The organism is Serratia sp. AKBS12, assembly GCF_024793895.1.
GTDB lineage: Bacteria > Pseudomonadota > Gammaproteobacteria > Enterobacterales > Enterobacteriaceae > Serratia_F.
Map to the genome: position 1 here is coordinate 213,747 of NZ_JANUSB010000007.1, position 21,938 is coordinate 235,684.

At 57.4% G+C, this 21,938-nt stretch carries 19 protein-coding genes, 4 tRNA genes and 1 other RNA gene; 17 read left to right on the forward strand and 7 right to left on the reverse strand.

The genetic code is table 11. The annotated features are described in order from the left end of the window. Positions 1 to 9 precede the first annotated feature (9 nt). From wecB to NYE85_RS05620, 16 genes are all read left to right on the forward strand, one after another. Positions 10 to 1,140, forward strand: coding sequence for a non-hydrolyzing UDP-N-acetylglucosamine 2-epimerase (gene wecB / locus NYE85_RS05545; RefSeq protein ID WP_259003599.1), 1,131 nt, complete (start codon positions 10 to 12; stop codon positions 1,138 to 1,140). Next, on the forward strand, positions 1,137 to 2,399 hold the full coding sequence (wecC, locus tag NYE85_RS05550) for a UDP-N-acetyl-D-mannosamine dehydrogenase (protein WP_259003600.1): 1,263 nt from the start codon (positions 1,137 to 1,139) through the stop codon (positions 2,397 to 2,399). The genes wecB and wecC overlap by 4 nt, the downstream gene beginning before the upstream one ends. Beyond that, entirely contained in the window at positions 2,396 to 3,463 is a 1,068-nt protein-coding gene (gene rffG, locus NYE85_RS05555) for a dTDP-glucose 4,6-dehydratase (protein WP_259003602.1), read from the forward strand. The genes wecC and rffG overlap by 4 nt, the downstream gene beginning before the upstream one ends. A gap of 65 nt (positions 3,464 to 3,528) precedes the next feature. Continuing rightward, entirely contained in the window at positions 3,529 to 4,410 is an 882-nt protein-coding gene (rfbA, locus tag NYE85_RS05560) for a glucose-1-phosphate thymidylyltransferase RfbA (RefSeq protein ID WP_259003604.1), read from the forward strand. Then, entirely contained in the window at positions 4,388 to 5,110 is a 723-nt protein-coding gene (gene rffC / locus NYE85_RS05565) for a dTDP-4-amino-4,6-dideoxy-D-galactose acyltransferase (protein WP_259003605.1), read from the forward strand. Before rfbA ends, rffC begins: the two co-directional genes overlap by 23 nt. After that, positions 5,097 to 6,227 (forward strand): dTDP-4-amino-4,6-dideoxygalactose transaminase, encoded by a 1,131-nt coding sequence (rffA, locus tag NYE85_RS05570; protein WP_259003607.1) that lies wholly within the window; start codon positions 5,097 to 5,099, stop codon positions 6,225 to 6,227. The genes rffC and rffA overlap by 14 nt, the downstream gene beginning before the upstream one ends. A gap of 1 nt (position 6,228) precedes the next feature. Beyond that, on the forward strand, positions 6,229 to 7,479 hold the full coding sequence (wzxE, locus tag NYE85_RS05575; RefSeq protein ID WP_259003608.1) for a lipid III flippase WzxE: 1,251 nt from the start codon (positions 6,229 to 6,231) through the stop codon (positions 7,477 to 7,479). Beyond that, complete coding sequence (locus tag NYE85_RS05580) at positions 7,476 to 8,561, forward strand: TDP-N-acetylfucosamine:lipid II N-acetylfucosaminyltransferase (RefSeq protein ID WP_259003609.1); 1,086 nt, start codon at positions 7,476 to 7,478, stop codon at positions 8,559 to 8,561. The genes wzxE and NYE85_RS05580 overlap by 4 nt, the downstream gene beginning before the upstream one ends. Further along, on the forward strand, positions 8,558 to 9,931 hold the full coding sequence (gene wzyE, locus NYE85_RS05585; protein ID WP_259003611.1) for an ECA oligosaccharide polymerase: 1,374 nt from the start codon (positions 8,558 to 8,560) through the stop codon (positions 9,929 to 9,931). The genes NYE85_RS05580 and wzyE overlap by 4 nt, the downstream gene beginning before the upstream one ends. 14 nt (positions 9,932 to 9,945) lie before the next feature. After that, a complete protein-coding gene (wecG, locus tag NYE85_RS05590) occupies positions 9,946 to 10,686 on the forward strand; it encodes a lipopolysaccharide N-acetylmannosaminouronosyltransferase (RefSeq protein ID WP_259003612.1) in 741 nt (246 codons plus the stop codon). A 279-nt stretch (positions 10,687 to 10,965) separates the two neighbouring features. After that, positions 10,966 to 12,369 (forward strand): amino acid permease, encoded by a 1,404-nt coding sequence (locus tag NYE85_RS05595; protein WP_259003613.1) that lies wholly within the window; start codon positions 10,966 to 10,968, stop codon positions 12,367 to 12,369. A 135-nt stretch (positions 12,370 to 12,504) separates the two neighbouring features. Then, a tRNA-Arg gene (locus NYE85_RS05600) sits at positions 12,505 to 12,581 on the forward strand. Between the two features lie 59 nt (positions 12,582 to 12,640). Continuing rightward, positions 12,641 to 12,716: transfer RNA gene (locus NYE85_RS05605), tRNA-His, on the forward strand. Between the two features lie 46 nt (positions 12,717 to 12,762). Next, positions 12,763 to 12,849: transfer RNA gene (locus NYE85_RS05610), tRNA-Leu, on the forward strand. A gap of 75 nt (positions 12,850 to 12,924) precedes the next feature. Beyond that, positions 12,925 to 13,001: transfer RNA gene (locus NYE85_RS05615), tRNA-Pro, on the forward strand. Positions 13,002 to 13,037: 36 nt separating this feature from the next. Next, positions 13,038 to 13,167: non-coding RNA, RtT sRNA (locus NYE85_RS05620), on the forward strand. 141 nt (positions 13,168 to 13,308) lie between these two features. Here NYE85_RS05620 and NYE85_RS05625 read toward each other — a convergent pair. Genes NYE85_RS05625 through NYE85_RS05635 form a run of 3 tightly spaced genes read right to left on the reverse strand, consistent with a single transcriptional unit; the run spans position 13,309 to position 15,944 of the window. After that, positions 13,309 to 14,595 carry a CitMHS family transporter gene (locus NYE85_RS05625; protein WP_259003614.1) on the reverse strand — a complete coding sequence of 429 codons (1,287 nt, stop codon included), beginning with the start codon at positions 14,593 to 14,595 and terminating at the stop codon, positions 13,309 to 13,311. Positions 14,596 to 14,646: 51 nt separating this feature from the next. Further along, complete coding sequence (locus NYE85_RS05630; RefSeq protein ID WP_259003615.1) at positions 14,647 to 15,591, reverse strand: alpha/beta fold hydrolase; 945 nt, start codon at positions 15,589 to 15,591, stop codon at positions 14,647 to 14,649. A gap of 14 nt (positions 15,592 to 15,605) precedes the next feature. Next, the gene (locus tag NYE85_RS05635; RefSeq protein ID WP_259003616.1) at positions 15,606 to 15,944 is read right to left on the reverse strand and encodes a hypothetical protein; all 339 of its coding nucleotides are present in this window, start codon (positions 15,942 to 15,944) and stop codon (positions 15,606 to 15,608) included. 99 nt (positions 15,945 to 16,043) lie between these two features. Here NYE85_RS05635 and NYE85_RS05640 point away from each other — a divergent pair, with 99 nt between their 5' ends. After that, positions 16,044 to 17,030, forward strand: a complete 987-nt coding sequence (locus NYE85_RS05640) for a LysR family transcriptional regulator (protein ID WP_259003617.1) — start codon at positions 16,044 to 16,046, stop codon at positions 17,028 to 17,030. A gap of 680 nt (positions 17,031 to 17,710) precedes the next feature. On the opposite strand, the gene hemY is transcribed toward NYE85_RS05640, so the two are convergent. The 4 genes from hemY to hemC form a co-directional block, all read right to left on the reverse strand. Next, entirely contained in the window at positions 17,711 to 18,904 is a 1,194-nt protein-coding gene (hemY, locus tag NYE85_RS05645; RefSeq protein ID WP_259003619.1) for a protoheme IX biogenesis protein HemY, read from the reverse strand. Between the two features lie 3 nt (positions 18,905 to 18,907). Then, on the reverse strand, positions 18,908 to 20,032 hold the full coding sequence (hemX, locus tag NYE85_RS05650) for a uroporphyrinogen-III C-methyltransferase (protein WP_259003621.1): 1,125 nt from the start codon (positions 20,030 to 20,032) through the stop codon (positions 18,908 to 18,910). An 85-nt stretch (positions 20,033 to 20,117) separates the two neighbouring features. Then, positions 20,118 to 20,858, reverse strand: coding sequence for a uroporphyrinogen-III synthase (gene hemD / locus NYE85_RS05655; RefSeq protein ID WP_259003622.1), 741 nt, complete (start codon positions 20,856 to 20,858; stop codon positions 20,118 to 20,120). Further along, positions 20,855 to 21,796: a hydroxymethylbilane synthase gene (gene hemC / locus NYE85_RS05660; RefSeq protein ID WP_259003623.1), complete on the reverse strand. Its 942-nt coding sequence runs from the start codon at positions 21,794 to 21,796 to the stop codon at positions 20,855 to 20,857. Before hemC ends, hemD begins: the two co-directional genes overlap by 4 nt. Positions 21,797 to 21,938 lie beyond the last annotated feature (142 nt).

The following is a 21,938-nucleotide window of genomic DNA, read 5'->3' on the forward strand; positions in this document are numbered from 1 at the left end:
AGATTCGCTGTGAAAGTGTTGACTGTTTTCGGCACCAGGCCTGAAGCCATTAAAATGGCACCGCTGGTACATGCCTTGGCCAAGGACGAGGCCTTTGAATCAAGAGTCTGCGTAACGGCACAGCATCGTGAGATGTTGGATCAGGTATTACGGCTATTTGAAATCATTCCCGATTACGATTTGGACATCATGAAACCCGGCCAGGGGCTGAGCGAAATCACCTGCCGGATCCTGGAGGGCCTGAAAGGGGTTCTGGAAGAGTTCAAACCGGACGTGGTATTGGTTCATGGCGACACCACTACCACGCTGGCGACCAGTCTGGCGGCGTTTTACCAACGTATTCCGGTTGGCCACGTCGAGGCCGGGTTGCGTACCGGCGATCTTTATTCTCCGTGGCCGGAAGAGGCCAACCGCAAACTTACCGGTCATCTGGCGATGTACCATTTTGCGCCAACGGAAAATTCGCGGCAAAACCTGCTGCGTGAATCGCTGCCGGAGCAGCGTATTTTTGTCACCGGTAACACGGTGATCGATGCGCTGTTCTGGGTGCGCGATCGCATCATGAACGATGCGGCGCTGCGCGACAGCCTGGAGCAACGCTATCCGTTCCTCGACGTCAGTAAAAAACTGATCCTGGTGACCGGCCACCGGCGTGAAAGCTTCGGCGGCGGCTTCGAGCGCATTTGCAGCGCATTGGCAGAAATTGCCCGCCAGCACCCTGAGGTACAGGTAGTTTACCCGGTGCACCTCAACCCGAACGTCAGCGAACCGGTTAACCGCATTTTGAAGGGCATCGGCAACATCATGCTGATCGATCCGCAAGATTATCTGCCGTTTGTCTATCTGATGGCACATTCCACCATTATTTTGACCGACTCCGGCGGCATTCAAGAAGAGGCCCCGTCGTTGGGCAAGCCGGTGCTGGTAATGCGTGACACTACCGAACGGCCGGAGGCGGTTGATGCCGGTACGGTACGCCTGGTCGGTACTGACGTGGCGACGATCGTCGATTCGGTGAGCCGTCTGCTGACGGATGACAACGAATATCACACCATGAGCCGTGCGCATAACCCATACGGTGACGGGCATGCCTGCCAGCGTATCCTCGAAGCTTTGAAGAATCATCAGGTGACACTATGAGTTTTGACACTATTTCAGTAATCGGCCTGGGCTACATCGGCCTGCCAACGGCAGCGGCGTTTGCTTCGCGCAAGAAAAAAGTGGTGGGCGTAGATGTTAACCAGCACGCGGTGGACACCATCAATCGCGGTGCCATTCATATCGTTGAGCCCGATCTGGACAAAGTGGTGAAAACTGCCGTCGATGGCGGCTACCTGCAGGCGGTGACCAGCCCGCTGCCGGCCGACGCGTTCCTGATCGCGGTGCCGACGCCGTTCAAAGGCGATCATCAGCCGGATCTGGCCTATGTCGAAGCGGCGGCCAGATCGCTGGCGCCGGTATTGAAGAAAGGCGATCTGGTGATTCTGGAATCGACCTCGCCGGTGGGCGCGACCGAACAGATGGCGCAGTGGCTGGCCGAAGCGCGCAGCGATCTGAGCTTCCCGCAGGCCGCCGGCGAAGCAGCCGACGTGAATATTGCCTATTGCCCCGAGCGCGTTCTGCCTGGGCAGGTAATGGTCGAACTGATTCAAAACGATCGGGTTATTGGCGGCATGACGCCAAAATGCTCTGAGCGCGCCAGCGCGCTGTACAAGATTTTCCTTGAAGGTGACTGCGTGATCACCAATTCGCGCACCGCCGAGATGTGCAAGCTGACCGAAAACAGCTTCCGCGACGTTAATATCGCCTTTGCCAACGAACTGTCGCTGATCTGCGCCGATCAAGGGATCAACGTCTGGGAGCTGATTCGCCTGGCGAACCGCCACCCACGTGTCAATATCCTGCAACCTGGTCCGGGCGTAGGCGGGCACTGCATCGCGGTCGACCCGTGGTTTATCGTGTCGCAGAACCCGCAGCAGGCGCGGCTGATCCACACTGCCCGTCTGGTAAACGACGGCAAACCGCTGTGGGTAGTCGACCGCGTCAAGGCCGCAGTCGCGGATTGTCTGGCAGCGACCGACAAACGCGCCTCCGAAGTAAAAATCGCCTGTTTCGGCCTGGCATTCAAACCCAATATCGACGATCTGCGTGAAAGCCCGGCGGTGGAAGTGGCACATCTGATTGCCGAATGGCATCAGGGGGAAACGCTGGTGGTGGAGCCGAACGTCGAGCAATTGCCGAAGGCGCTGGCCGGCCACGTTACGCTGAAAGACATCGCCGGTGCGCTGCAACAGGCGGATGTGCTGGTGATGCTGGTTGATCACAACGAGTTCAAGGCGATTGCGCCTGAAGACATCAAGCAAAGCTGGATTGTCGATACCAAAGGAGTGTGGCGTTGAGTCGTATTCTGGTCACCGGCGGCGCAGGTTTTATCGGTTCCGCCGTGGTAAGGCATATCATTGGCGCCACCACGGACAGCGTGGTGGTGGTGGACAAACTGACTTATGCCGGCAACCTTGAGTCGCTGGCACCGGCGGCCGCCAGCGAACGCTATGCGTTCGAGCAGGTGGACATCTGCGATCGCGCTGCGCTGGATCGGGTGTTTGCCCAGTACCAGCCGGATGCAGTGATGCATCTGGCTGCGGAAAGCCATGTCGATCGCTCAATCGACGGCCCGGCGGCGTTTATCGAAACCAACGTGGTGGGCACCTACACCCTGCTGGAAGCGGCACGTCATTACTGGCAGCAACTGGCCACGCCGCGGCAGCAGGATTTCCGTTTCCACCACATTTCCACTGACGAAGTGTACGGCGATCTGCACGGCACCGACGATCTGTTTACCGAAACCACGCCATATGCGCCGAGCAGCCCGTATTCCGCTTCCAAGGCCTCCAGTGACCATCTGGTGCGCGCCTGGCTGCGTACCTACGGTTTGCCGACGCTGATCACCAACTGTTCCAATAACTACGGGCCGTATCATTTCCCGGAAAAGCTGATCCCACTGGTGATTCTGAACGCGATTTCCGGCAAGCCGCTGCCGGTGTATGGCGACGGTGCACAGGTACGCGACTGGCTGTACGTCGAAGATCACGCACGGGCGCTGTATCAGGTGGCGACCACTGGTAAAGTGGGCGAAACCTACAACATCGGCGGCCACAACGAGCGCAAGAATATCGAGGTGGTACAGACCATTTGCGATCTGCTGGAACAGCTGGCCCCGAGCAAGCCGCAGGGCGTGGCGCATTACCGCGACCTTATCACCTACGTTAAGGATCGTCCGGGCCACGATATGCGTTATGCCATCGACGCCGGTAAAATCGAGCGCGAGCTGGGTTGGCGCCCACAGGAAACCTTCGAAAGCGGTATCCGCAAAACGGTAGCCTGGTATCTGGCCAACGAAACCTGGTGGCGCCGCGTGCAGGACGGTTCCTATGCCGGCGAACGGCTGGGCCTGAGCCAGTAACCTCATATCGATAGGGTGCCGCGGGCGTTGCGGCGGCGCCATTGTCGTCAGTTCAGGAGGGCATTATGAAAGGTATTATTCTCGCCGGTGGTTCAGGAACGCGTCTGCATCCCATCACGCGCGGCATCTCCAAGCAATTACTGCCGATTTACGACAAGCCGATGATTTACTACCCGTTATCGGTACTGATGCTGGCCGGTATTCGGGACGTATTGATTATTTCCACCCCGGAAGATCTGCCATCGTTCCGCCGCCTGCTGGGCAGCGGGGCGGAGTTCGGCATCAATCTTAGCTACGCCGAGCAGCCGAGCCCGGACGGACTGGCGCAGGCATTCCTGATCGGTGAGGAATTTATCGGCGGCGAGCCGAGCTGCCTGGTGCTGGGCGACAATATCTATTTCGGCCAGGGCTTTAGCCCAAAACTGAAAAGCGTGGTGGCGCGCAACCAGGGTGCGACGGTGTTCGGCTATCAGGTGATGGATCCGGAACGCTTTGGCGTGGTGGAGTTTGACGAGGACTTCCGCGCGCTGTCCATCGAGGAAAAACCGCAGCAACCGAAGTCCAACTGGGCGGTAACCGGCCTGTATTTTTATGATAATCAAGTGGTTGATTTTGCCAGGCAGGTCAAGCCGTCAGCGCGAGGCGAGCTGGAAATCACCACCATCAATCAGATGTACATGGAGCGCGGCCAGTTGAACGTTGAACTGCTGGGACGCGGTTTCGCCTGGCTGGACACCGGCACTCACGACAGCCTGATCGAGGCCAGTACCTTCGTGCAAACGGTGGAAAAGCGTCAGGGCTTCAAGATTGCCTGCCTGGAAGAGATTGCCTGGCGCAATGGCTGGCTGGACGATGAAGGCGTCAGACGTGCCGCGCAGGCGCTGTCCAAGACCGGTTACGGCAAATATCTGCTGGATTTGCTGCATGTCCGTCCGCGCCAGTATTGAACCGCTGAGCTGGGAGAGCGACTACTTCCAGCGCCGCAGCGCAAAACTGCATTTTGACCACGCCGCGCCGCTGCTGAGCAGCGACGCGCTGGACGCCTATGCGCTGGTACAGGCCAAAATCCCTGCCGCACGGCTGGATCTGGCCGATGCGCTGGCGGCTTACGGTTTTCAGCTGGCGGAGGGCGAGATTGACCTTGCGCTAGCTATTGGCACGGAATGTGCTTCTATTGCGCACCCGCTGTTGCGGGTCGCAACACCGCCGGATATCCCCGTGCTGCGGGCGGCGGCAGAGAACGTCTTTACCACCAGCCGCTTTCGCATGCCATGGTATGCCGCACAGGACAGTGGGCGATTTTATGCCACCTGGATCGAAAAAGCGGTGCTGGGCACCTTTGACCATCAATGCCTGCTGACGTTAAACGATGCGCGGCAGCCGACCGGCTTTGTCAGCCTGCGCGATATCGGCGAAGGACAGGCGCGCATCGGCCTGTTGGCGGCGCTGCCTGGTACTCGCGGGCAGGGCATTGGGGCACAGCTGATGGCGGCAGCCATCGACTGGTGCCGACAGCGGCGGATACAGCGCCTGTGGGTGGCGACGCAAATCAGTAACGTCGCCGCGCTACGGCTCTATCAACGGCACGGTGCTTTTATTGAAAGCACCGCGTATTGGTTATACCGAGGAAAACATGATCCCATTTAACGCACCACCGGTTGTTGGCACTGAACTCGACTATATGCAGGCGGCGATGAGCAGCGGAAAACTGTGCGGTGACGGCGGTTTTACCCGCCGCTGCCAGCAATGGATGGAGCAGCATTTCGCCAGTCCGAAAGTGCTGTTGACCCCGTCCTGTACCGCCTCGCTGGAAATGGCCGCCATCCTGCTCGACATTCAGCCGGGCGACGAAGTGATCATGCCGAGCTTCACCTTTGTGTCCACCGCCAACGCCTTTGTGCTGCGCGGTGCCAAGATGGTATTTGTTGATGTGCGCCCGGACACCATGAACATCGATGAAAGCAAAATCGAAGCGGCCATCACCGAAAAAACCCGCGTTATCGTACCGGTGCATTACGCCGGCGTAGCTTGCGAAATGGACACCATCATGGCGCTGGCCAACAAGTATAACCTGTACGTGGTGGAGGACGCGGCCCAGGGGGTGATGTCGACCTATAAGGGCAAGGTGCTGGGCACCATCGGTCACATCGGTGCGTTCAGTTTCCATGAAACCAAGAACTACACCGCCGGCGGTGAAGGCGGGGCCACGCTGATCAACGATCCGACGCTGATTGACCGGGCGGAAATCGTGCGTGAAAAAGGCACCAACCGCAGCCAGTTCTTCCGTGGCCAGGTGGATAAGTACACCTGGCGCGATATCGGCTCCAGCTACCTGATGTCCGACTTGCAGGCCGCCTATCTGTGGGCGCAGCTGGAAGCCGCCGAGCGTATCAATCAGCGTCGCCTGCGGCTGTGGCAGAGTTATTATGACGCCTTCAAGCCGCTGGCCGATGCCGGGCGCATCGATTTGCCGGTTATCCCGCAGGGCTGCGTGCACAACGCGCACATGTTCTATCTCAAGCTGAAGGACATCAACGACCGTTCTGCCTTTATCGACTACCTGAAAGAAGCGGAAATCATGACGGTGTTCCACTACATTCCGCTGCACGCCTGCCCGGCCGGCGAAAAGTTTGGCCGTTTTGCCGGTGACGATCGCTTCACCAGCAAGGAAAGCGAGCGCCTGGTGCGCCTGCCGTTGTTCTATAACCTGTCTGACGTCAATCAGCGTACGGTCATCAACACCGTGTTGAGCTACCTCGCCTGATATGTCGTTGGCAAAAGCATCGGTCTGGACCGCTGGCTCTACGCTGATCAAAATTGGCGTGGGGCTGCTGGTGGTCAAATTGCTGGCGGTGGCGTTCGGCCCCAGCGGCGTTGGCCAGGCGGGTAACTTCCGCCAGTTGATTACCGTGCTCGGCGTACTGTCCGGCGCCGGGATTTTTAATGGCGTCACCAAATACGTGGCGGAGTTTCACCAGGATCCGCAGCGCCTGCGTATGGCGGTCGGCACCGCGTCCAGCATTGTGCTCGGCTTTTCGACGCTGCTGGCGCTGGTGTTTCTGTTTGCGGCACAACCCATCAGCATTGGGCTGTTTGGTCATGCACAATACGTCAACGTGGTGCGTGCGGTGGCGTTTATTCAGATGGGCATCGCCTACGCCAATCTGTTTTTAGCCATTCTCAAGGGCTATCGCGACGCGATGGGTAACGCCGCCGCGGTGATCGGCGGCAGCCTGATTGGCGTTGTCGCTTTTGTCATCTGTTTTAAACTGGGCGGTTACGAGGGGGCGCTGGCCGGACTGGCGCTGGTGCCGGCGCTGGTGGTGCTGCCGGCAGGCATACTGCTGTGGCGGCGCGACAACTTGCCGCTGCGCTACCTGGCGCTGGCCTGGGATAAGGCGTTGGCCAGCCATCTGGGCAAGTTCACCGTCATGGCGCTGATCACCTCCGTGACGCTGCCGGTGGCGTATGTCATGATGCGTAACCTGCTGGCGGCGCATTACAGCTGGGACGAGGTGGGTATCTGGCAGGGGGTGAGCAGCATTTCCGATGCCTACCTGCAGTTTATCACCGCATCGTTTACCGTTTATCTGCTGCCGACCCTGTCGCGTTTGACCGACAAAGGGGCAATTACCCGCGAAATCGTCCGCTCGCTGAAGTTTGTGCTGCCGGCGGTGGCCGCCGCGAGCTTTGCCGTCTGGCTGCTGCGCGACTTCGCCATCTGGTTGCTGTTTTCGGACAGGTTTATCGCCATGCGCGATCTGTTCGCCTGGCAACTGGTGGGCGATGTGTTGAAAGTCGGTGCCTACGTGTTTGGTTATCTGGTGATTGCCAAAGCGTCGCTGCGTTTTTATCTGTTGGCCGAGGTCAGCCAGTTTGCCCTGCTGACGGCGTTTGCGCATTGGCTGATCCCGCTGCACGGGGCGTTGGGCGCGGCACAAGCCTATATGGCCACCTACATGGTGTATTTCACGCTGTGTAGCCTGATATTTATTCTTTATCGTAGACGAGTATGACCATACTGATTCACGTACTGGGATCTGATATCCCTCATCACAATCAGACCGTGCTGCGCTTCTTCAATGACGTGCTGGCAACCCGCCTGCCATCCCGGCAGGTGAGCCATTTTATGGTCGCGGCGCAAGACGTGGCGGCGTTGGGGCAGTTTCCAGCGTTGACGATCGAGACCTACCCAGACAAGAAAAGCCTGGCGCAGGCGGTGATAGCCCGTGCCGGCGCCGACCGCGACAGCCGTTTCTTTTGGCATGGGCAGTTCAACCCCACGCTGTGGCTGGCGCTGCTGAGCGGTAAAATCGCGCCGCGTCAGGTGAGCTGGCACATCTGGGGCGCGGATCTGTACGAAAACGCCACCAGTTGGAAGTTCCGGCTGTTCTATCTGCTGCGCCGTATTGCGCAAGGGCGGGTCGGGCACGTGTTTGCCACGCGCGGCGATCTGATTCATTACCAGCAACGCCACGCCCGGGTTCCGGCGTCGCTGCTGTATTTCCCAACCCGTATGGATCCGGCGCTCACCGGCGTGGAGGTCGAAAAAAACCTTGCCGGCCCGATGACCATTCTGGTAGGCAACTCCGGCGATCGTACCAACCGCCATATTGAAGCGTTGACCGCCATCCACCAGCAGTTTGGCGCCGGCGTGCGGGTGATTGTGCCAATGGGCTATCCGGCCAACAACGACGCCTATATCGCGCAGGTTCGAGCGGCGGGCGTGCAGCTGTTCGGCGACAAAAATCTGCAGTTGCTGACCCGGCAGGTGGCGTTCGACGATTACCTGAACATGCTGCGCAGCTGCGATCTGGGGTACTTTATCTTTGATCGCCAGCAGGGGATAGGCACGCTGTGCCTGCTGATCCAGTTTGGCGTGCCGTTTGTGCTCAGCCGTCAGAACCCGTTCTGGCAGGATCTGGCCGAACAACACTTGCCGGTGCTGTTTTACGGTGACTCGCTGGATGAAGCGGTGGTGCGAGAAGCCCAGCGTCAATTGGCGGCGGTCGACAAGCAAGACATCGCCTTCTTCAATCCGAACTACGTCGATGGCTGGCAGCAGGCGTTGGCGCTGGCTGCGGGAGAAACGCCATGACGCTAGCGCAATTTGGCGGACTGTTTGTCGTTTACCTGATCGGCGTGGTGTTTATTCTCACTCTGACCTATCAGGAGTTTCGACGCATTCGTTTTAACTTCAACGTATTCTTTTCGTTGCTGTATCTGCTGACGTTTTTCTTCGGCTTCCCGTTGAGCTGTCTGCTGGTGTTCCAGTTCGACGTGGAAATCGTGCCGGTGGAATACCTGCTGTATGCGCTGCTGTCCGCCACCTGCTTTTATGCCATTTATTATGTCAGTTACAAAACCCGTTTGCGCCAGCGCAGTCGCGAAGCGCGCAAGCCGGTGTTTAGCATGAACCGGGTGGAAACCAACCTGACCTGGGTACTGTTGGCGCTGGTGGCCATCGGTACCGTCGGCATCTTCTTCATGCAGAACGGTTTCCTGCTGTTCAAGCTGAACTCCTACAGCCAGATTTTCTCCAGCGACGTGTCCGGCGTGGCGCTCAAGCGCTTTTTCTATTTCTTTATTCCGGCAATGCTGGTGGTGTACTTCCTCAAACAGGACGTACGCTCATGGTTCTTCTTCCTGGCGGCCACGGTGTCGTTCGGCGTTCTGACTTACGTCATCGTCGGCGGCACGCGCGCCAACATCATCATTGCCTTTGCCCTGTTCCTGTTTATCGGCATCGTACGCGGCTGGATTACGCTGTGGATGCTGGCGGCGGCCGGGGTGTTCGGTATTGTCGGCATGTTCTGGCTGGCGCTGAAACGCTATAGCCTCGACGTCAGCGGCGCAGAGGCGTTTTATACCTTCCTGTACCTGACACGCGACACCTTCTCGCCGTGGGAAAACCTGGCGTTGTTGCTGCAAAACTACGACAAAATCGATTTCCAGGGGCTGGCGCCGATCGTGCGTGATTTTTATGTGTTCATCCCTTCCTGGCTGTGGCCAGGTCGGCCGGACGTAGTGCTGAATACCGCCAACTACTTTACCTGGGAAGTACTTGAAAACAATTCCGGGTTGGCGATCTCGCCGACGCTGATCGGTTCGCTGGTAGTCATGGGCGGAGCGCTGTTTATTCCGCTGGGTGCGGTGGTGGTCGGTTTGATCATCAAATGGTTCGACTGGCTATATGAGCTGGGGCGCAGCGAAGAGAACCGCTATAAAGCGGCTATTCTGCAAGCCTTCTGTTTCGGTGCGGTGTTCAACATGATTGTGCTGGCGCGTGAAGGACTGGATTCATTCGTCTCGCGCGTGGTGTTCTTCTGCCTTATTTTTGGCGCCTGCCTGGTGCTGGCGAAATTACTGTACTGGCTGTTTGATGCGGCGGGGTTGATCAAGGCGCGGGTGATGCGTTCCCGAACGCTGCAACAGGCCGCCGCCCCGCGCGCTGACGGATTATTGTAAGGGTAACAATAACAATGGAAAAAAAGGTTTCGGTTCCTCAATATACGCTGCGCGGTTTTCGCCTGTGGGGGTTCCGTAATATGGCGCACTGCCTGGACTTTTTGTTCGACGGCGGCAAGATGAAGCAGGGCACCCTGGTGGCGATGAATGCGGAAAAGCTGCTGGCGGCCGAACAGGACGCCGAGTTACGCGCCTTGCTGGATGGCGCAGAGTATAAGTACGCCGACGGTATCAGCATGGTGCGGGCAATGCGCCGCAAGTTCCCCGGCGCTGAGGTGTCGCGCGTGGCGGGGGCCGATCTGTGGGAGGCATTGATGCAGCGTGCCGGTCAGGAAGGCACGCCGGTGTTCTTGATTGGCGGCAAGCCGGCGATACTGGCGGAAACGGCAGACAAACTGCGTCGCCAATGGCAGGTGAATATCGTCGGTACTCAGGACGGGTACTTCAAGCCGGAGCAGCGTGACGAGCTGTTTGCGCGCGTTCACGCCAGCGGGGCGGCGATTGTCACCGTCGCGATGGGGTCGCCGAAGCAGGAAGTCCTGATGCGTGACTGCCGAGCGATACATCCACAGGCGCTGTATATGGGCGTAGGCGGCACTTACGACGTCTTTACCGGTCACGTCAAGCGCGCTCCCAAGGTGTGGCAGAACCTGGGCCTGGAGTGGCTGTATCGACTGCTCAGTCAACCGAGTCGTATCCGCCGGCAGATCAAATTGCTGAAATTCGTCGGCTACTATTACGGTGGTAAATTGTAATGCCGTTGCCGGAGCGGGTTATGCTGCTCCGGCATGCAATGGTGTTTAAATATGCTGCCGTTTGGCTAAACATCCAGCACATCTATAACCTCTCGTTACTACTTTCCCTCTGCTTATTTCATAACATTTTAAATTGCGGTTTGCTTATAGCGGCAAAATGCGGAACGATCGCGCCCCTCGGCCTTAAACCACGGCTCTGGCACGATTTTGGCCGCAGCAGGCCAGTTAAAACTATAACGACAGATGCAAACACGGCAAAAGAGTAACGACAGAGGAATTATGGCAAGCAAAGAAAAACCGCAGGGGCTACAGCGTGGGCTGGAAGCCCGGCACATCGAACTGATTGCGCTTGGCGGTACCATTGGCGTCGGCCTGTTCATGGGCTCGGCCAGTACCTTGAAGTGGGCGGGGCCTTCGGTGCTGCTGGCTTACATCATTGCCGGGCTGTTCGTGTTCTTCATCATGCGTTCGATGGGCGAGATGCTGTTCCTGGAGCCGGTAGCCGGTTCGTTCGCGGTTTACGCGCATAAGTACATGAGCCCCTATTTTGGCTATCTGACCGCCTGGGGCTACTGGTTTATGTGGATCGCGGTCGGCATTTCGGAAATTACCGCCATCGGCGTCTACGTACAGTTCTGGTTCCCGGAAATACCGCAATGGCTGCCGGCGTTGCTTGCCGTGGCGATGGTGGCGCTGGCCAATCTGGCGGCGGTACGTTTGTACGGCGAGTTGGAGTTCTGGTTTGCCATGATCAAGGTCACCACCATTATCGTGATGATCCTGGTGGGTCTGGGGGTAATTTTCTTTGGTTTCGGCAACGGCGGCCAACCGATTGGTTTTGCCAACCTGACGGCGCACGGCGGCTTCTTTGCCGGTGGCTGGAAGGGATTCCTGTTTGCGCTGTGTATCGTGGTCGCTTCTTATCAGGGTGTGGAGCTGGTGGGTATTACCGCCGGTGAAGCCAAAAATCCACAGGTGACGTTAAAGCGCGCGATCAACAACATTCTGTGGCGGATCCTGATTTTTTACGTCGGGGCGATTTTCGTTATCGTCACCATCTTCCCATGGAACGGCATCGGTACCGCCGGCAGCCCGTTCGTGCTGACCTTTGCCAAGATCGGCATTGTGGCTGCCGCCGGCATTATCAACTTCGTGGTGCTGACCGCCGCGCTGTCCGGCTGTAATAGCGGCATGTACAGCGGCGGGCGCATGCTGTACGCGTTGGCCAGGAACCGCCAACTGCCGGCTGCGCTGACCCGCCTCTCCGCCAGCGGCGTACCGGTCTACTGCATCGCCGTGACCATTGCCTGTCTGTTGCTGGGCTCGGCGTTGAACTACCTTATTCCGAACCCGCAACAGGTGTTCGTCTATGTCTACAGCGCCAGCGTGCTGCCGGGCATGGTGCCGTGGTTCGTGGTGCTGATAAGCCAGCTTTACTTTCGTCGTGCGCATCGGGAGGCGATCAAAACCCACGCCTTCAAGTCGATTATGTTCCCGTACATAAACTATCTGACCATTGCTTTCCTGCTTTGCGTGCTGGTTGGCATGGGAATTAACCCGGATACGCGTATTTCACTGCTGGTCGGAACGATTTTCCTGGCGCTGGTCAGCCTGTGTTACGTTGTTTTCGGTATGCACAAGAAACAGCATCAGGCTGAAATTCGGCCAGAAAACCAGCAATAAGCGATGAAAAGAGGCTATGGATGGCCCGTTCCTGCGTTGGACTGCGCAAAGCGTAATCAAACACAACATTTCTGCGAAAAAGCACTAGACAGGATTGGTATAAAACCGTAGTATCCCCACCCGCAACGGCGCTACGCGCCCGTAGCTCAGCTGGATAGAGCGCTGCCCTCCGGAGGCAGAGGTCTCAGGTTCGAATCCTGTCGGGCGCGCCATTAAGTTTGTGCGCAAGAGCTGCGGTGGTATCATTACCGCGTGAAGTAGTAAAGAAATGGTGGCTATAGCTCAGTTGGTAGAGCCCTGGATTGTGATTCCAGTTGTCGTGGGTTCGAGTCCCATTAGCCACCCCACTTTACCCAAGGGGTAAAGAAAGAGTAAAAGCGATTTTGTGACAGTGCGAAGGTGGCGGAATTGGTAGACGCGCTAGCTTCAGGTGTTAGTGTTCTTACGGACGTGAGGGTTCAAGTCCCTCTCTTCGCACCACACAAAATGTCTGATAAATTTTAATATTTACATAGACATAAGCTTTGAAATTACGTAGTATCAGCAACACAGAATCGGCGAGTAGCGCAGCTTGGTAGCGCAACTGGTTTGGGACCAGTGGGTCGGAGGTTCGAATCCTCTCTCGCCGACCATCATTCGAAAAACCTGCTTTTAAAGCAGGTTTTTTTTCGTCCGGATTTTATAAGAGGATGAGAACCTCCGAAGGAGGTTTGAGCCGAGCGTAGCGAGACCACGTTGCTTTAGCAACGGCCCGTAGGGCAAGCATCGTAGATGCGCGTAATCCTCTCTCGCCGACCACTTTCAAAGAAACCCGCTTTTAAGCGGGTTTTTTTACGCCTGTTGTTTATCTTGAACCAAGCCGGTAGCGCTATATCTTGCGTGGAGCCCTGGGCGAGCCTTACACCACGGCCTATGATAGCGGTGTTGGTCGTTGGGCCACTACGGTAGACCGATAGCGCCAATCAATACCGCCATTGCCAACATCAATAATGCCACGCACCAGATAGCCAGTAGCGAATGGCGGATATGCCTGCCAAGATCGATGCCGCTTAGACTGGCCAGTAGCCAGGCGCTGCCGACCATCGGACTGATGGAGAAACCGACGTTTTCTCCCAGCATCATGGCGCGGGCGACAAAGGCGGGATCGATACCGTGCGCCTCGCCGATCGATCTTACCACCGGCAGAATGCCGAAATACCAGGGATCCGCACCGAACATCATTCCCAGCGGCAAGGCGAATACGCCAAGCAACAGGTAAAGGTAGCGGGACAGCGTTTCCGGCAGTAGGGCGATTGCCTGATTGGTCACCTGTTCGAGCATACCGCTGTGGGTCAACACGCCAAGAAATACCGCTGCGCTAAATAAAACGGTCGCCAGCAACAATGCTTCACCGGCATTCTGACGAATACTCAGCAGTTGCGTTTTCGCATCGGGATAGTTGATCGCCAGCGCCAATGCCAGGGCGATCAGGAAAATGAACAGGCTTGGCAGGCCGCTGGCCAACAGTAAAACAATCATTACCAGCGTCAGCAGCGCATTGCTCCAATAGCGCCAGCGCGGTGGTGCGGTAATGGACGCGCCAGCGTTTTCCATGGTCAGGCCCGGTGTGACAACCGGCTTAACGCGCGGCGTTTTGCTCAATATCCATGCCATTACCAGACAACAGACCAGACCAAACAGCTGAACTGGCCACAGGGGTTGCCATAGCGTGATGGGGTCGATATTGATCACGCTTGCTGCACGCAGCACCGGCGCGGTCCATGGCACCATATTCATGATGCCGGCGGTACAGCCGGTCAGCAGCGTCAAATGCAGCAGATTAAGGCCAAGCCGTTGGTAAACCGGTAGAAAAGCGGTGATGGTAATCAGATAGGTGGTCGCGCCAGCACCATCCAGATGCGCCAGCGCGGTGACCAGAACGTTGATCATCATAATGCGTGTCGGGCTATTGCCCGCCAGCCGCAGTAACTTCTCCACCAGCGGGGTAAACAGTCCTTGCGCGTTCATGATGCTGAAATACAAGATAGCGCAGATGAACAGTGCGACCACCGGTGCCAGTGTAACGATCCCCTTGCTAATGAATCCCTGGATTTGCCCGATGGGAAAACCGGCGAGCATTGCTGCAATGATCGGCACCAGGATCAGGGTGACAACCGGTGAAACACGCCCGCTCATCAACAGGATGACGCAAAGCAGTACGGTACATACGGCGATGATGCCGATCATGATTAATCCCTCTTATCATTATTATTCTCGCGATCGTTCTGCTGGTCGGAGTTAGAGCGTATGCAACCAGGTCGTGACTTCCGTCAGGAGTTGTTGCGCATTATTGTCCAGCATCAGAAAGTGTGAGTTACCGCGGATACCGCGTTGTGGCAGGTCGAGTTCATCAACCCGAATGCCACGGCGGTGCAACTTGGCTAAATGGGTCGCCACCGTACTGCGGTAGCGTTGCCATATGGCATGTTGATCCAGATGATCGCCCCATAGCACCAGGTGCGGGGGAATAGCCTGGTTCAAGTCAGTGCACTGCGGCGCACCGGAGGGTTCCAATGCCACCACCGCCAGCACACTCTGCGGGCGTTGAACGGCCATCTGCAGCGCAAAACCACCGCCCTGACTGTGGCCGATGATGATACAGGGGCCGCCGATGCTATCCAGCAGGGCATGATAGGCCGACAGCGTAATGGCTTCGTGACCGCTCCAGCGCGGTACCCATTGGCAGGCAAAATAATCAAAGGCGTGCAACGGGAAACGACTATCGCTGAATGCCTGGCGCTGCTGTGGATCCCGGTGATAACCGTCGCTGGGGCCAATGCGGAACATCTGCCAGGCCTCATTTTTGGTACGGAATAGCGGTGGCTGCGGCCAAACCTCTGGCACCGGGCTCCAGCCGGAGCGGCCGCGTTCGACCGCGTCGCAGAGATACAGGTTCCATCCCTGCTGCAATAGCCACTGTAGCCAACCGGGGCGGCCATCTGGCGTGCTTTCCCAATTGGCGCCGGTCATTCCACCACCATGCCATAGCAAAATCGGGATACTGGAGCAGGGGTTGTTTTGTATGAAAGCCTGTACATACATTTGGCCGCTGACGATGTCACCATTCATGTCAATTTCACGCTCGGCAGCACCTTGTGCCAATCGTTGCCGGAGCCGTGGTTGTTCACATAACCTGATGTCGTGCCCGCCGACGAAAAAACTGCGTATTTCTTTCAGATCCATCCTTTCTCTCCCGATCAGTTTTTGGCATACAGCGCGTTATTGGCCAGTGGAAAACAGCGGATACGCGGGGTCGGCAAGTGGTAATGCCGATCGATGATCTGTTCCAGTTCCTGCATGAATTTCGTCATCAACGCGTGGTCGCGATGCGGTTGCTGACGGTATTTCACCTCGGCGTACAGCGGACTGCCGAGTAATGGCTGGCAGGCGATCAGCATTTGGATCTGTACCTTGTCGGCCTCTGCGCCGAGCACCTCAACGCATAGATCGCGGCACGCCTGCTGCAAGCAAGGGTGTCTGTCGACGGGGTGTTGTCGGTACCAGCTTGGCGAAAGATGAAAGGTGATTACAGGCATGGCAACTCCTTGTACATTGGATGAAAAATAAACGGTTGTGCATCCAATGTAGATGGAGTTATTTTTGTTTAAAATCGCAAAATTTCGCACCATTGATGCATGAAACACAAAAATTACGATATCCATCAGCTACGCGCATTTCTCGAGGTTGCGCGACATGGCAGTTTCCAACAGGCGGCGCGTAGTCTTTCATTGTCACCTTCGGCGCTTAGCCGGCGTATTGCCAGTCTGGAAGCGGAGCTGGAGGCGCCGCTGTTTGCGCGAACTACCCGTTCGGTACTGTTGACCAGTGCCGGGCGCACCTTGCAGCAGGAAGCATTACCCCTGCTGCAGGCGTTGGACAACTGCACGCAACAAGTGGCATGGCAAGCACAGGGATATGGTGGAAAATTGGCGGTGTCGTGCATCAGTAGTGCCGCGTTCGCCTTATTTCCCCGGGCGTTAAGGCTCTTCCGCCAACGCTACCCCAATATGCGAATTGACTTGCATGATGACACTGGCCTACGGGTACAGCAGCAAGTGCTGGCGGGCAAAGTCGCGTTTGGCCTGACGACGCTATGTCATAGCAGTAACGATCTTTATGCCGAACCGCTGCTGGCCGATCCCTACGTAGTTATGGTGCCGCCGCAGCACCCCTGGTGTAGCCGCTCTCAGGTGACCTGGCATGAATTACCGCTTATTTCGGCATTGGGCTGGCCATTGGTGGGGTTACGCCAGAGCAGCGCCAATCGCCGACAAATTGACGAAGTGCTGCATGCCTGCGGCATCAGTGCCCCATGGTTCGACGAAGTCGAACATTTATCATCGATTTTAGGGTTGTTACGCAGCGGCGCAAGCGTGGTGGTGATGCCACGTCTGGCCATTGAGCTGTGCGGTGAGTGGGGACTGGTATGCTTGCCGCTGGTGGAACCACGTATGGTGCGCACCATCGCTTTGATACGGCGCCAGGAAGCGGTGTTATCCCACTGCGAACAGGTATTGTGGTCGTTGCTCGGCGAGCAGCTGCAGCAGTTACAGCGCTGCTGGTTGCAACAGCAGGTGATACAGCCGTCGGATGTCGGTAATCTGCGACAGCCGGCGGGATGACTGTCGCCAGCAAGAGACATCTAACCAACTGAAAAACAACGCATAAAATAACTTTACCTTAAGTCGTCGTTTTTAGACGACAGTTGGCTTCGCCGGCGAAACGGCGGGGTCGGCGCGCCAAACGCCGGCAGAAACGGAAAGAAAGAATAAAATCCTTTTCCATTCAAACCATTAATGGGGATTCTATCGGCTGGGGGGAGTAATAACGCGAAGTTGGCACGCCAAGTGCAATATCTATAACGTAGATGCTCATTCCACCTCTTATGTTCGCCTGATGGCCTCATAAACCCTGGGAATGACGCAGAGCCGATTTAAGGTGCCTATTGCCCACCAGAACGATGAAGACATCGCTTGCGATGCGGACATCACACTGCGGGCATAACGTTGAGTGAGGCACCACCCCTGTTGTCCAAGACCTGATTGCTTCTTTATACACTTGTCGTTACGGCAAGTGTTTTTTTTTGCCTGGATAGCCTGCACTCTTCACGCTGTCTCTTTGCTGGCTACGCTCTCTCACCCGAATCACATACCTTGTTAAGCTCATCGGGACTGGTCCTCTGGCCGCCGCGATGTAGCGCGAATGATTTTGGCTATCGGTTTTACCTGCTCCGGGCCGCCCCAGACTGCGGCAAAAAAAAAGCGTGACCAGAGGTCACGCCTTGATAATCAACCGTTGTGGCTTATTCGCCGTTCTGCTTGAGCGTGAGCATCAGCCCTTCGCGGCGCATCTGGGCGGCTTCTTCCGAACGGTGGAGTTTCTCCAGCACGTCTGCCAGCCAGGCGTAATCATAAGCGTCCGGCCGTTGCTTCAGCGCTTCACGAAACGCGTCGCTGGCCTGTTGCCATTCGCCATGTTTCATCAATAGCTGGCCCAAGGTGCTGTTGAGCAACGGCGTTGCACCATGTTGTTTGATCTGCTGACGCAGCGCCTTTTCCAGCTGTTGCGCATTGCCAGACTTGATGCGCGGAATCAGCAGCACCAACCGCTCGTCATACTGACGCTTCAGGCTATCGATCACGATCTCCTGCGCCATGTCATGATCGTTGCATTCAATCAGGTGTTCCACCATCGCTATCTGCAACGGCACCTCGTGGCGGGTTTTGCGGCTTTGATCTTTCCACCAGCGCTTCAGGCCTTCACTGCCTTCATCCGCCATCGCCTGATTCATCAGGCCGATATAAGCCTGCTGTTGCAACGCCTGCAATTGTTCTTCGCTATGCAGATTGATTTTGCTCATCGACGGCAGTATTTCCAGCAGCGACGCATAACCACCGGTACGCAGGTAGGCCTGCTCCGCCAGCCGCAGTACTTCTGGATGACGCGGTGCCTGGTTCAGCAGGCGATCGACGCCGTGGCGTGCGGCATGCGCTTCGCCCTGCGCCAGCTGAATACGCACCCGCGTGATGTCTACCGGCAGTTGGTCGGTATCCGCCGCTTCGGCCGCGCGCTCCAGGTATTGGTTGGTACGGAAGTCGTCACCGCGTTGCTGCGCCGCTTCGGCCGCCAGCAGGTAGTTCACTACCGGCTGTTCTGCGTGATCGGCATTGCGCGTCAGCAGCTGTTCAACCTGTTTGTAATCTCCTTCAGCCAGTTTGATCAACGCGGCTTTGGTTTGCTTGCGTGCGCGGCTACGCTTACGGCCAAGGAACCAGCCGCGGGTGCGCGCACCGGTACGGAAAATGCGCCGCAGGATCCATTCGATGACGAACAGCACCACGAACAGCAAAATCCCCATGATCACCAGGCCGGTGACGCTGGTTTCAATATTGTAGTTATCGGTCTGGATCAGCACGTAGCCTTGATGGCCGGCCAGCATTGGCCCTACCACCACGCTGGCGATCAACACCAGGAACAGGAATAACACGCGTAACATGGCTTATCCCTCCTGGTGAGTGGCAGCACCTTGCGCCAACAGATTACGTACCCGGCTCTGCATCAGTTTTTCCAGCAGCGGCTGGCTCTTCAGCTGTTGTGGTACGTCCATGGACACCGGTTGCTGGCTCAGAGCGTCCAGTTCTTCAAGGAAGGCCTTGGTCGCCGGGTCGGTGGTGTCGAAGTAGGCGCGAACCCAGGTGGAGATGGTTTCCAGCGACTGTTTATAGGTTTCGTTCTGATGGCGCGGCACCGCCTGGGCGGCCACCAGCAGGCGTGAACGGATATTTTCACGCAGGTAGATATCCTGGTTTGGTGCCAGCAGCGGCTCGGCGCTGGTATCACGGCGGCGAATAGTAATAAAGTCGGCCATAAAATTATGCCAGCTTTTACTCAGGTTCTGCCGCCATTCGCTCAATGAGCTAGACAGCTCGGTGCTGTCCTCGTCCATCGGCGCTTCGTCACTGTCGTTATCCGCCAGGCGCAGGTTATCTACCTGATTGGACAGCTGATTGACCTTCAGAATAATACCGTCGAAATCCACCTGCGAAACGGTAGACAGCGCGCTGACGTCTTCAGTGATGGCGCGACGCACTTCGAGCAGGCTGGGATCGTTCATGTCTGCCAGGCTGGCATCGGCGCTCTTCAGCAGCGCGGCGGCGGTGGTGATGTCCTGATCGCTCCACAGTTTGCGGCCGGCCATTTTCACCAGGAAGTCGGCCTGCGCCAACAGCCAGGTTTTGGCGTCGCTACCTGATATCGTGGCGACTTTTTCCTGCAATTCGTTCAACTGGCGCGCCAGCGAATTTTGTTCGCGGTCGGCAGCATCAAGGGTTTTACCCTGCTGCTGCAACAGACCTTCCAAGGCGTTTTTTTCCTGCTGCTGGCTCTGTTTGAGAGCGCTCAGCTGTTGTTGCAGGGTCTGGTTGGCAGCGATCAGCGCCTGTGCCTGCTGGTGCGTATGGTAATAACCGCCGGCGCCCAGCGCGATCACCAGCACGATGGCGATAGCGCCAAGCAGCGGGCCGCTATTTTTGCCCTTGCGGCTATCAGCCTCTGGCTGCTGGGGGCTCTCAACCGCACGGGCTGGCTCTTCAACCGGGGCGGATGGGGTATTTTGTTCCGTCATAGTGGCACATCCCATAGTCAGGTTTATTGTTGTCTTCTGCTTGCTTCAAGCCGCATCCATGCGGCCGCGATGCGACTCGAACCGCTTAGGTTACAGCGCGAATCAACGCGTCATTATCGGCATTCTCGGCGACCCGAATGGTGCTCCAGCCCAGTTCCCGGGCCTGGGTCGCCAGGCGTTCGCTCACTACTATCAGCCGGCATCGCAGTAGCCACGACGCGCGATAGTAATCAGGAACCAAATTATAGAGCTGTTGTAACATTTCGCCGCTGGTGACTACCAGCGTATCAACCCCGGCGCGCTGCCAGTGAGCGCTTTGCTCGGCGCCGTCATAATGCACCGGGCTGCGTTGATAACATTCATAATAGCTGACGTTCGCGCCACGTTCGCGCAATGTATCGCCCAACAGTTCACGGCCGCCATTGCCGCGCAAAATCATCGCCTGTCTGCCGTCGAGCTTTTGCAAGGCCGGTAATAATAGCAGCGTTTCGCTGATCTGGCGCTCTTGCGGGAATTCTACCGGCAGGCTGGTGATACGGTGCAAGGCCAGCGCGGTGTTGCGACCAATGGCGTAATAGCGTGGTTTGCTCGGCCAGGGTAGCCCGGCACGCCCCATCACCGAATTGGCGTAGTTCACCGAGTGTTGCGACAGCACGAATACCAGGTCGCCCTCGCGCTGTTGCTGCAATGCCTGCGGCAGAATCGGCAAATCGGCACCGGGGGCGAAGTCAATCAGCGGCGCATGATAGGCAACCCGTCCGAGCACGCGCAGGCGGCTCACCAACTGTTCACCGAACGGGGAAGGGCGGGTTACCAGAATCGTCATGCCGGGGGATTCCCTTGATAAACGTCACGCAGAATATCGCGAGCACCCTTGGCCAGCAGCTCTTCCGCCAGTTCGATGCCCATTTGTTCGGCCTGTGCCGCCGGGCCACGGCGTTCGCCGCACACCATCAGGCTGCCGTCCGGCGCACCGACCAGCGCGCGCAGCCACAGCGTATCGCCCTCCAGCTCGGCATAGCTGCCGATGGGCACCTGGCAGCCACCTTCCAGCCGGGTATTCATGGCGCGTTCCGCCCGCACCCGGGTGGCGGTGAGTTCATGATTCAACGGGGCCAGCAGGGCGCGGGTCACCGCGTCGTCAAGCCGGCATTCAATGCCGACCGCACCCTGACCGACCGCCGGCAGAGATTCTTCCGGGCTCATCGGGCTGCGAATGCGCTGCTCAAGGCCAAGGCGTTTCAGCCCGGCCACCGCCAGAATGATGGCGTCATAATCGCCGTTATCCAGTTTGGCCAGGCGGGTGCCGACGTTGCCGCGCAGATCGCGCACCAGCAGATCGGGGCGACGTTGGCGCAACTGGCATTGGCGGCGCAGGCTGGAGGTGCCGACCACGCTGCCCTGCGGCAGTTGATCGAGGGAAGCGAAACGGTTTGATACAAATGCATCGCGCGGATCGTCGCGCTCGCAAATGGTCACCAGGCCGAGCCCGGCGGGGAATTCCACCGGCACGTCTTTCATCGAGTGCACGGCGATGTCGGCTCTGCCTTCCAGCAGCGCCAGCTCAAGCTCTTTGACAAACAGTCCCTTACCACCGACCTTCGCCAGTGGCGTATCCAGAATGATGTCGCCGCGCGTGACCATCGGCACCAGCTCGACCTGCAAATCAGGATGACTTGCCATCAGGCGCTGTTGCACATAATGTGCTTGCCAGAGCGCGAGTGGGCTTTGTCGGGTGGCAATTCGAATAATTTTGTCTAACATGCTTGTTACCGTTTTAATATTTCGCCATCCATCCTACCACCGAGGATGAAAACTGTCAGTGTAAGAAGCCATGGGCGAAGAAAGGACAACGGAATCAAAGGGAGGTGGGTGAAATTTAGGGGCAGTTGACACTGCGGGTAAT

What these genes read in the sequence shown, in the direction of transcription:
- wecC (WP_259003600.1), top strand. Translation starts at nt 1,137, where the DNA reads ATGAGTTTTGACACTATTTCAGTAATCGGCCTGGGCTACATCGGCCTG.
- rfbA (WP_259003604.1), top strand. Translation starts at nt 3,529, where the DNA reads ATGAAAGGTATTATTCTCGCCGGTGGTTCAGGAACGCGTCTGCATCCC.
- rffC (WP_259003605.1), top strand. Translation starts at nt 4,388, where the DNA reads ATGTCCGTCCGCGCCAGTATTGAACCGCTGAGCTGGGAGAGCGACTAC.
- rffA (WP_259003607.1), top strand. Translation starts at nt 5,097, where the DNA reads ATGATCCCATTTAACGCACCACCGGTTGTTGGCACTGAACTCGACTAT.
- wzxE (WP_259003608.1), top strand. Translation starts at nt 6,229, where the DNA reads ATGTCGTTGGCAAAAGCATCGGTCTGGACCGCTGGCTCTACGCTGATC.
- NYE85_RS05580 (WP_259003609.1), top strand. Translation starts at nt 7,476, where the DNA reads ATGACCATACTGATTCACGTACTGGGATCTGATATCCCTCATCACAAT.
- wzyE (WP_259003611.1), top strand. Translation starts at nt 8,558, where the DNA reads ATGACGCTAGCGCAATTTGGCGGACTGTTTGTCGTTTACCTGATCGGC.
- wecG (WP_259003612.1), top strand. Translation starts at nt 9,946, where the DNA reads ATGGAAAAAAAGGTTTCGGTTCCTCAATATACGCTGCGCGGTTTTCGC.
- NYE85_RS05595 (WP_259003613.1), top strand. Translation starts at nt 10,966, where the DNA reads ATGGCAAGCAAAGAAAAACCGCAGGGGCTACAGCGTGGGCTGGAAGCC.
- NYE85_RS05625 (WP_259003614.1), bottom strand. Translation starts at nt 14,595, where the DNA reads ATGATCGGCATCATCGCCGTATGTACCGTACTGCTTTGCGTCATCCTG.
- NYE85_RS05630 (WP_259003615.1), bottom strand. Translation starts at nt 15,591, where the DNA reads ATGGATCTGAAAGAAATACGCAGTTTTTTCGTCGGCGGGCACGACATC.
- NYE85_RS05635 (WP_259003616.1), bottom strand. Translation starts at nt 15,944, where the DNA reads ATGCCTGTAATCACCTTTCATCTTTCGCCAAGCTGGTACCGACAACAC.
- NYE85_RS05640 (WP_259003617.1), top strand. Translation starts at nt 16,044, where the DNA reads ATGAAACACAAAAATTACGATATCCATCAGCTACGCGCATTTCTCGAG.
- hemY (WP_259003619.1), bottom strand. Translation starts at nt 18,904, where the DNA reads ATGTTACGCGTGTTATTCCTGTTCCTGGTGTTGATCGCCAGCGTGGTG.
- hemX (WP_259003621.1), bottom strand. Translation starts at nt 20,032, where the DNA reads ATGACGGAACAAAATACCCCATCCGCCCCGGTTGAAGAGCCAGCCCGT.
- hemD (WP_259003622.1), bottom strand. Translation starts at nt 20,858, where the DNA reads ATGACGATTCTGGTAACCCGCCCTTCCCCGTTCGGTGAACAGTTGGTG.
- hemC (WP_259003623.1), bottom strand. Translation starts at nt 21,796, where the DNA reads ATGTTAGACAAAATTATTCGAATTGCCACCCGACAAAGCCCACTCGCG.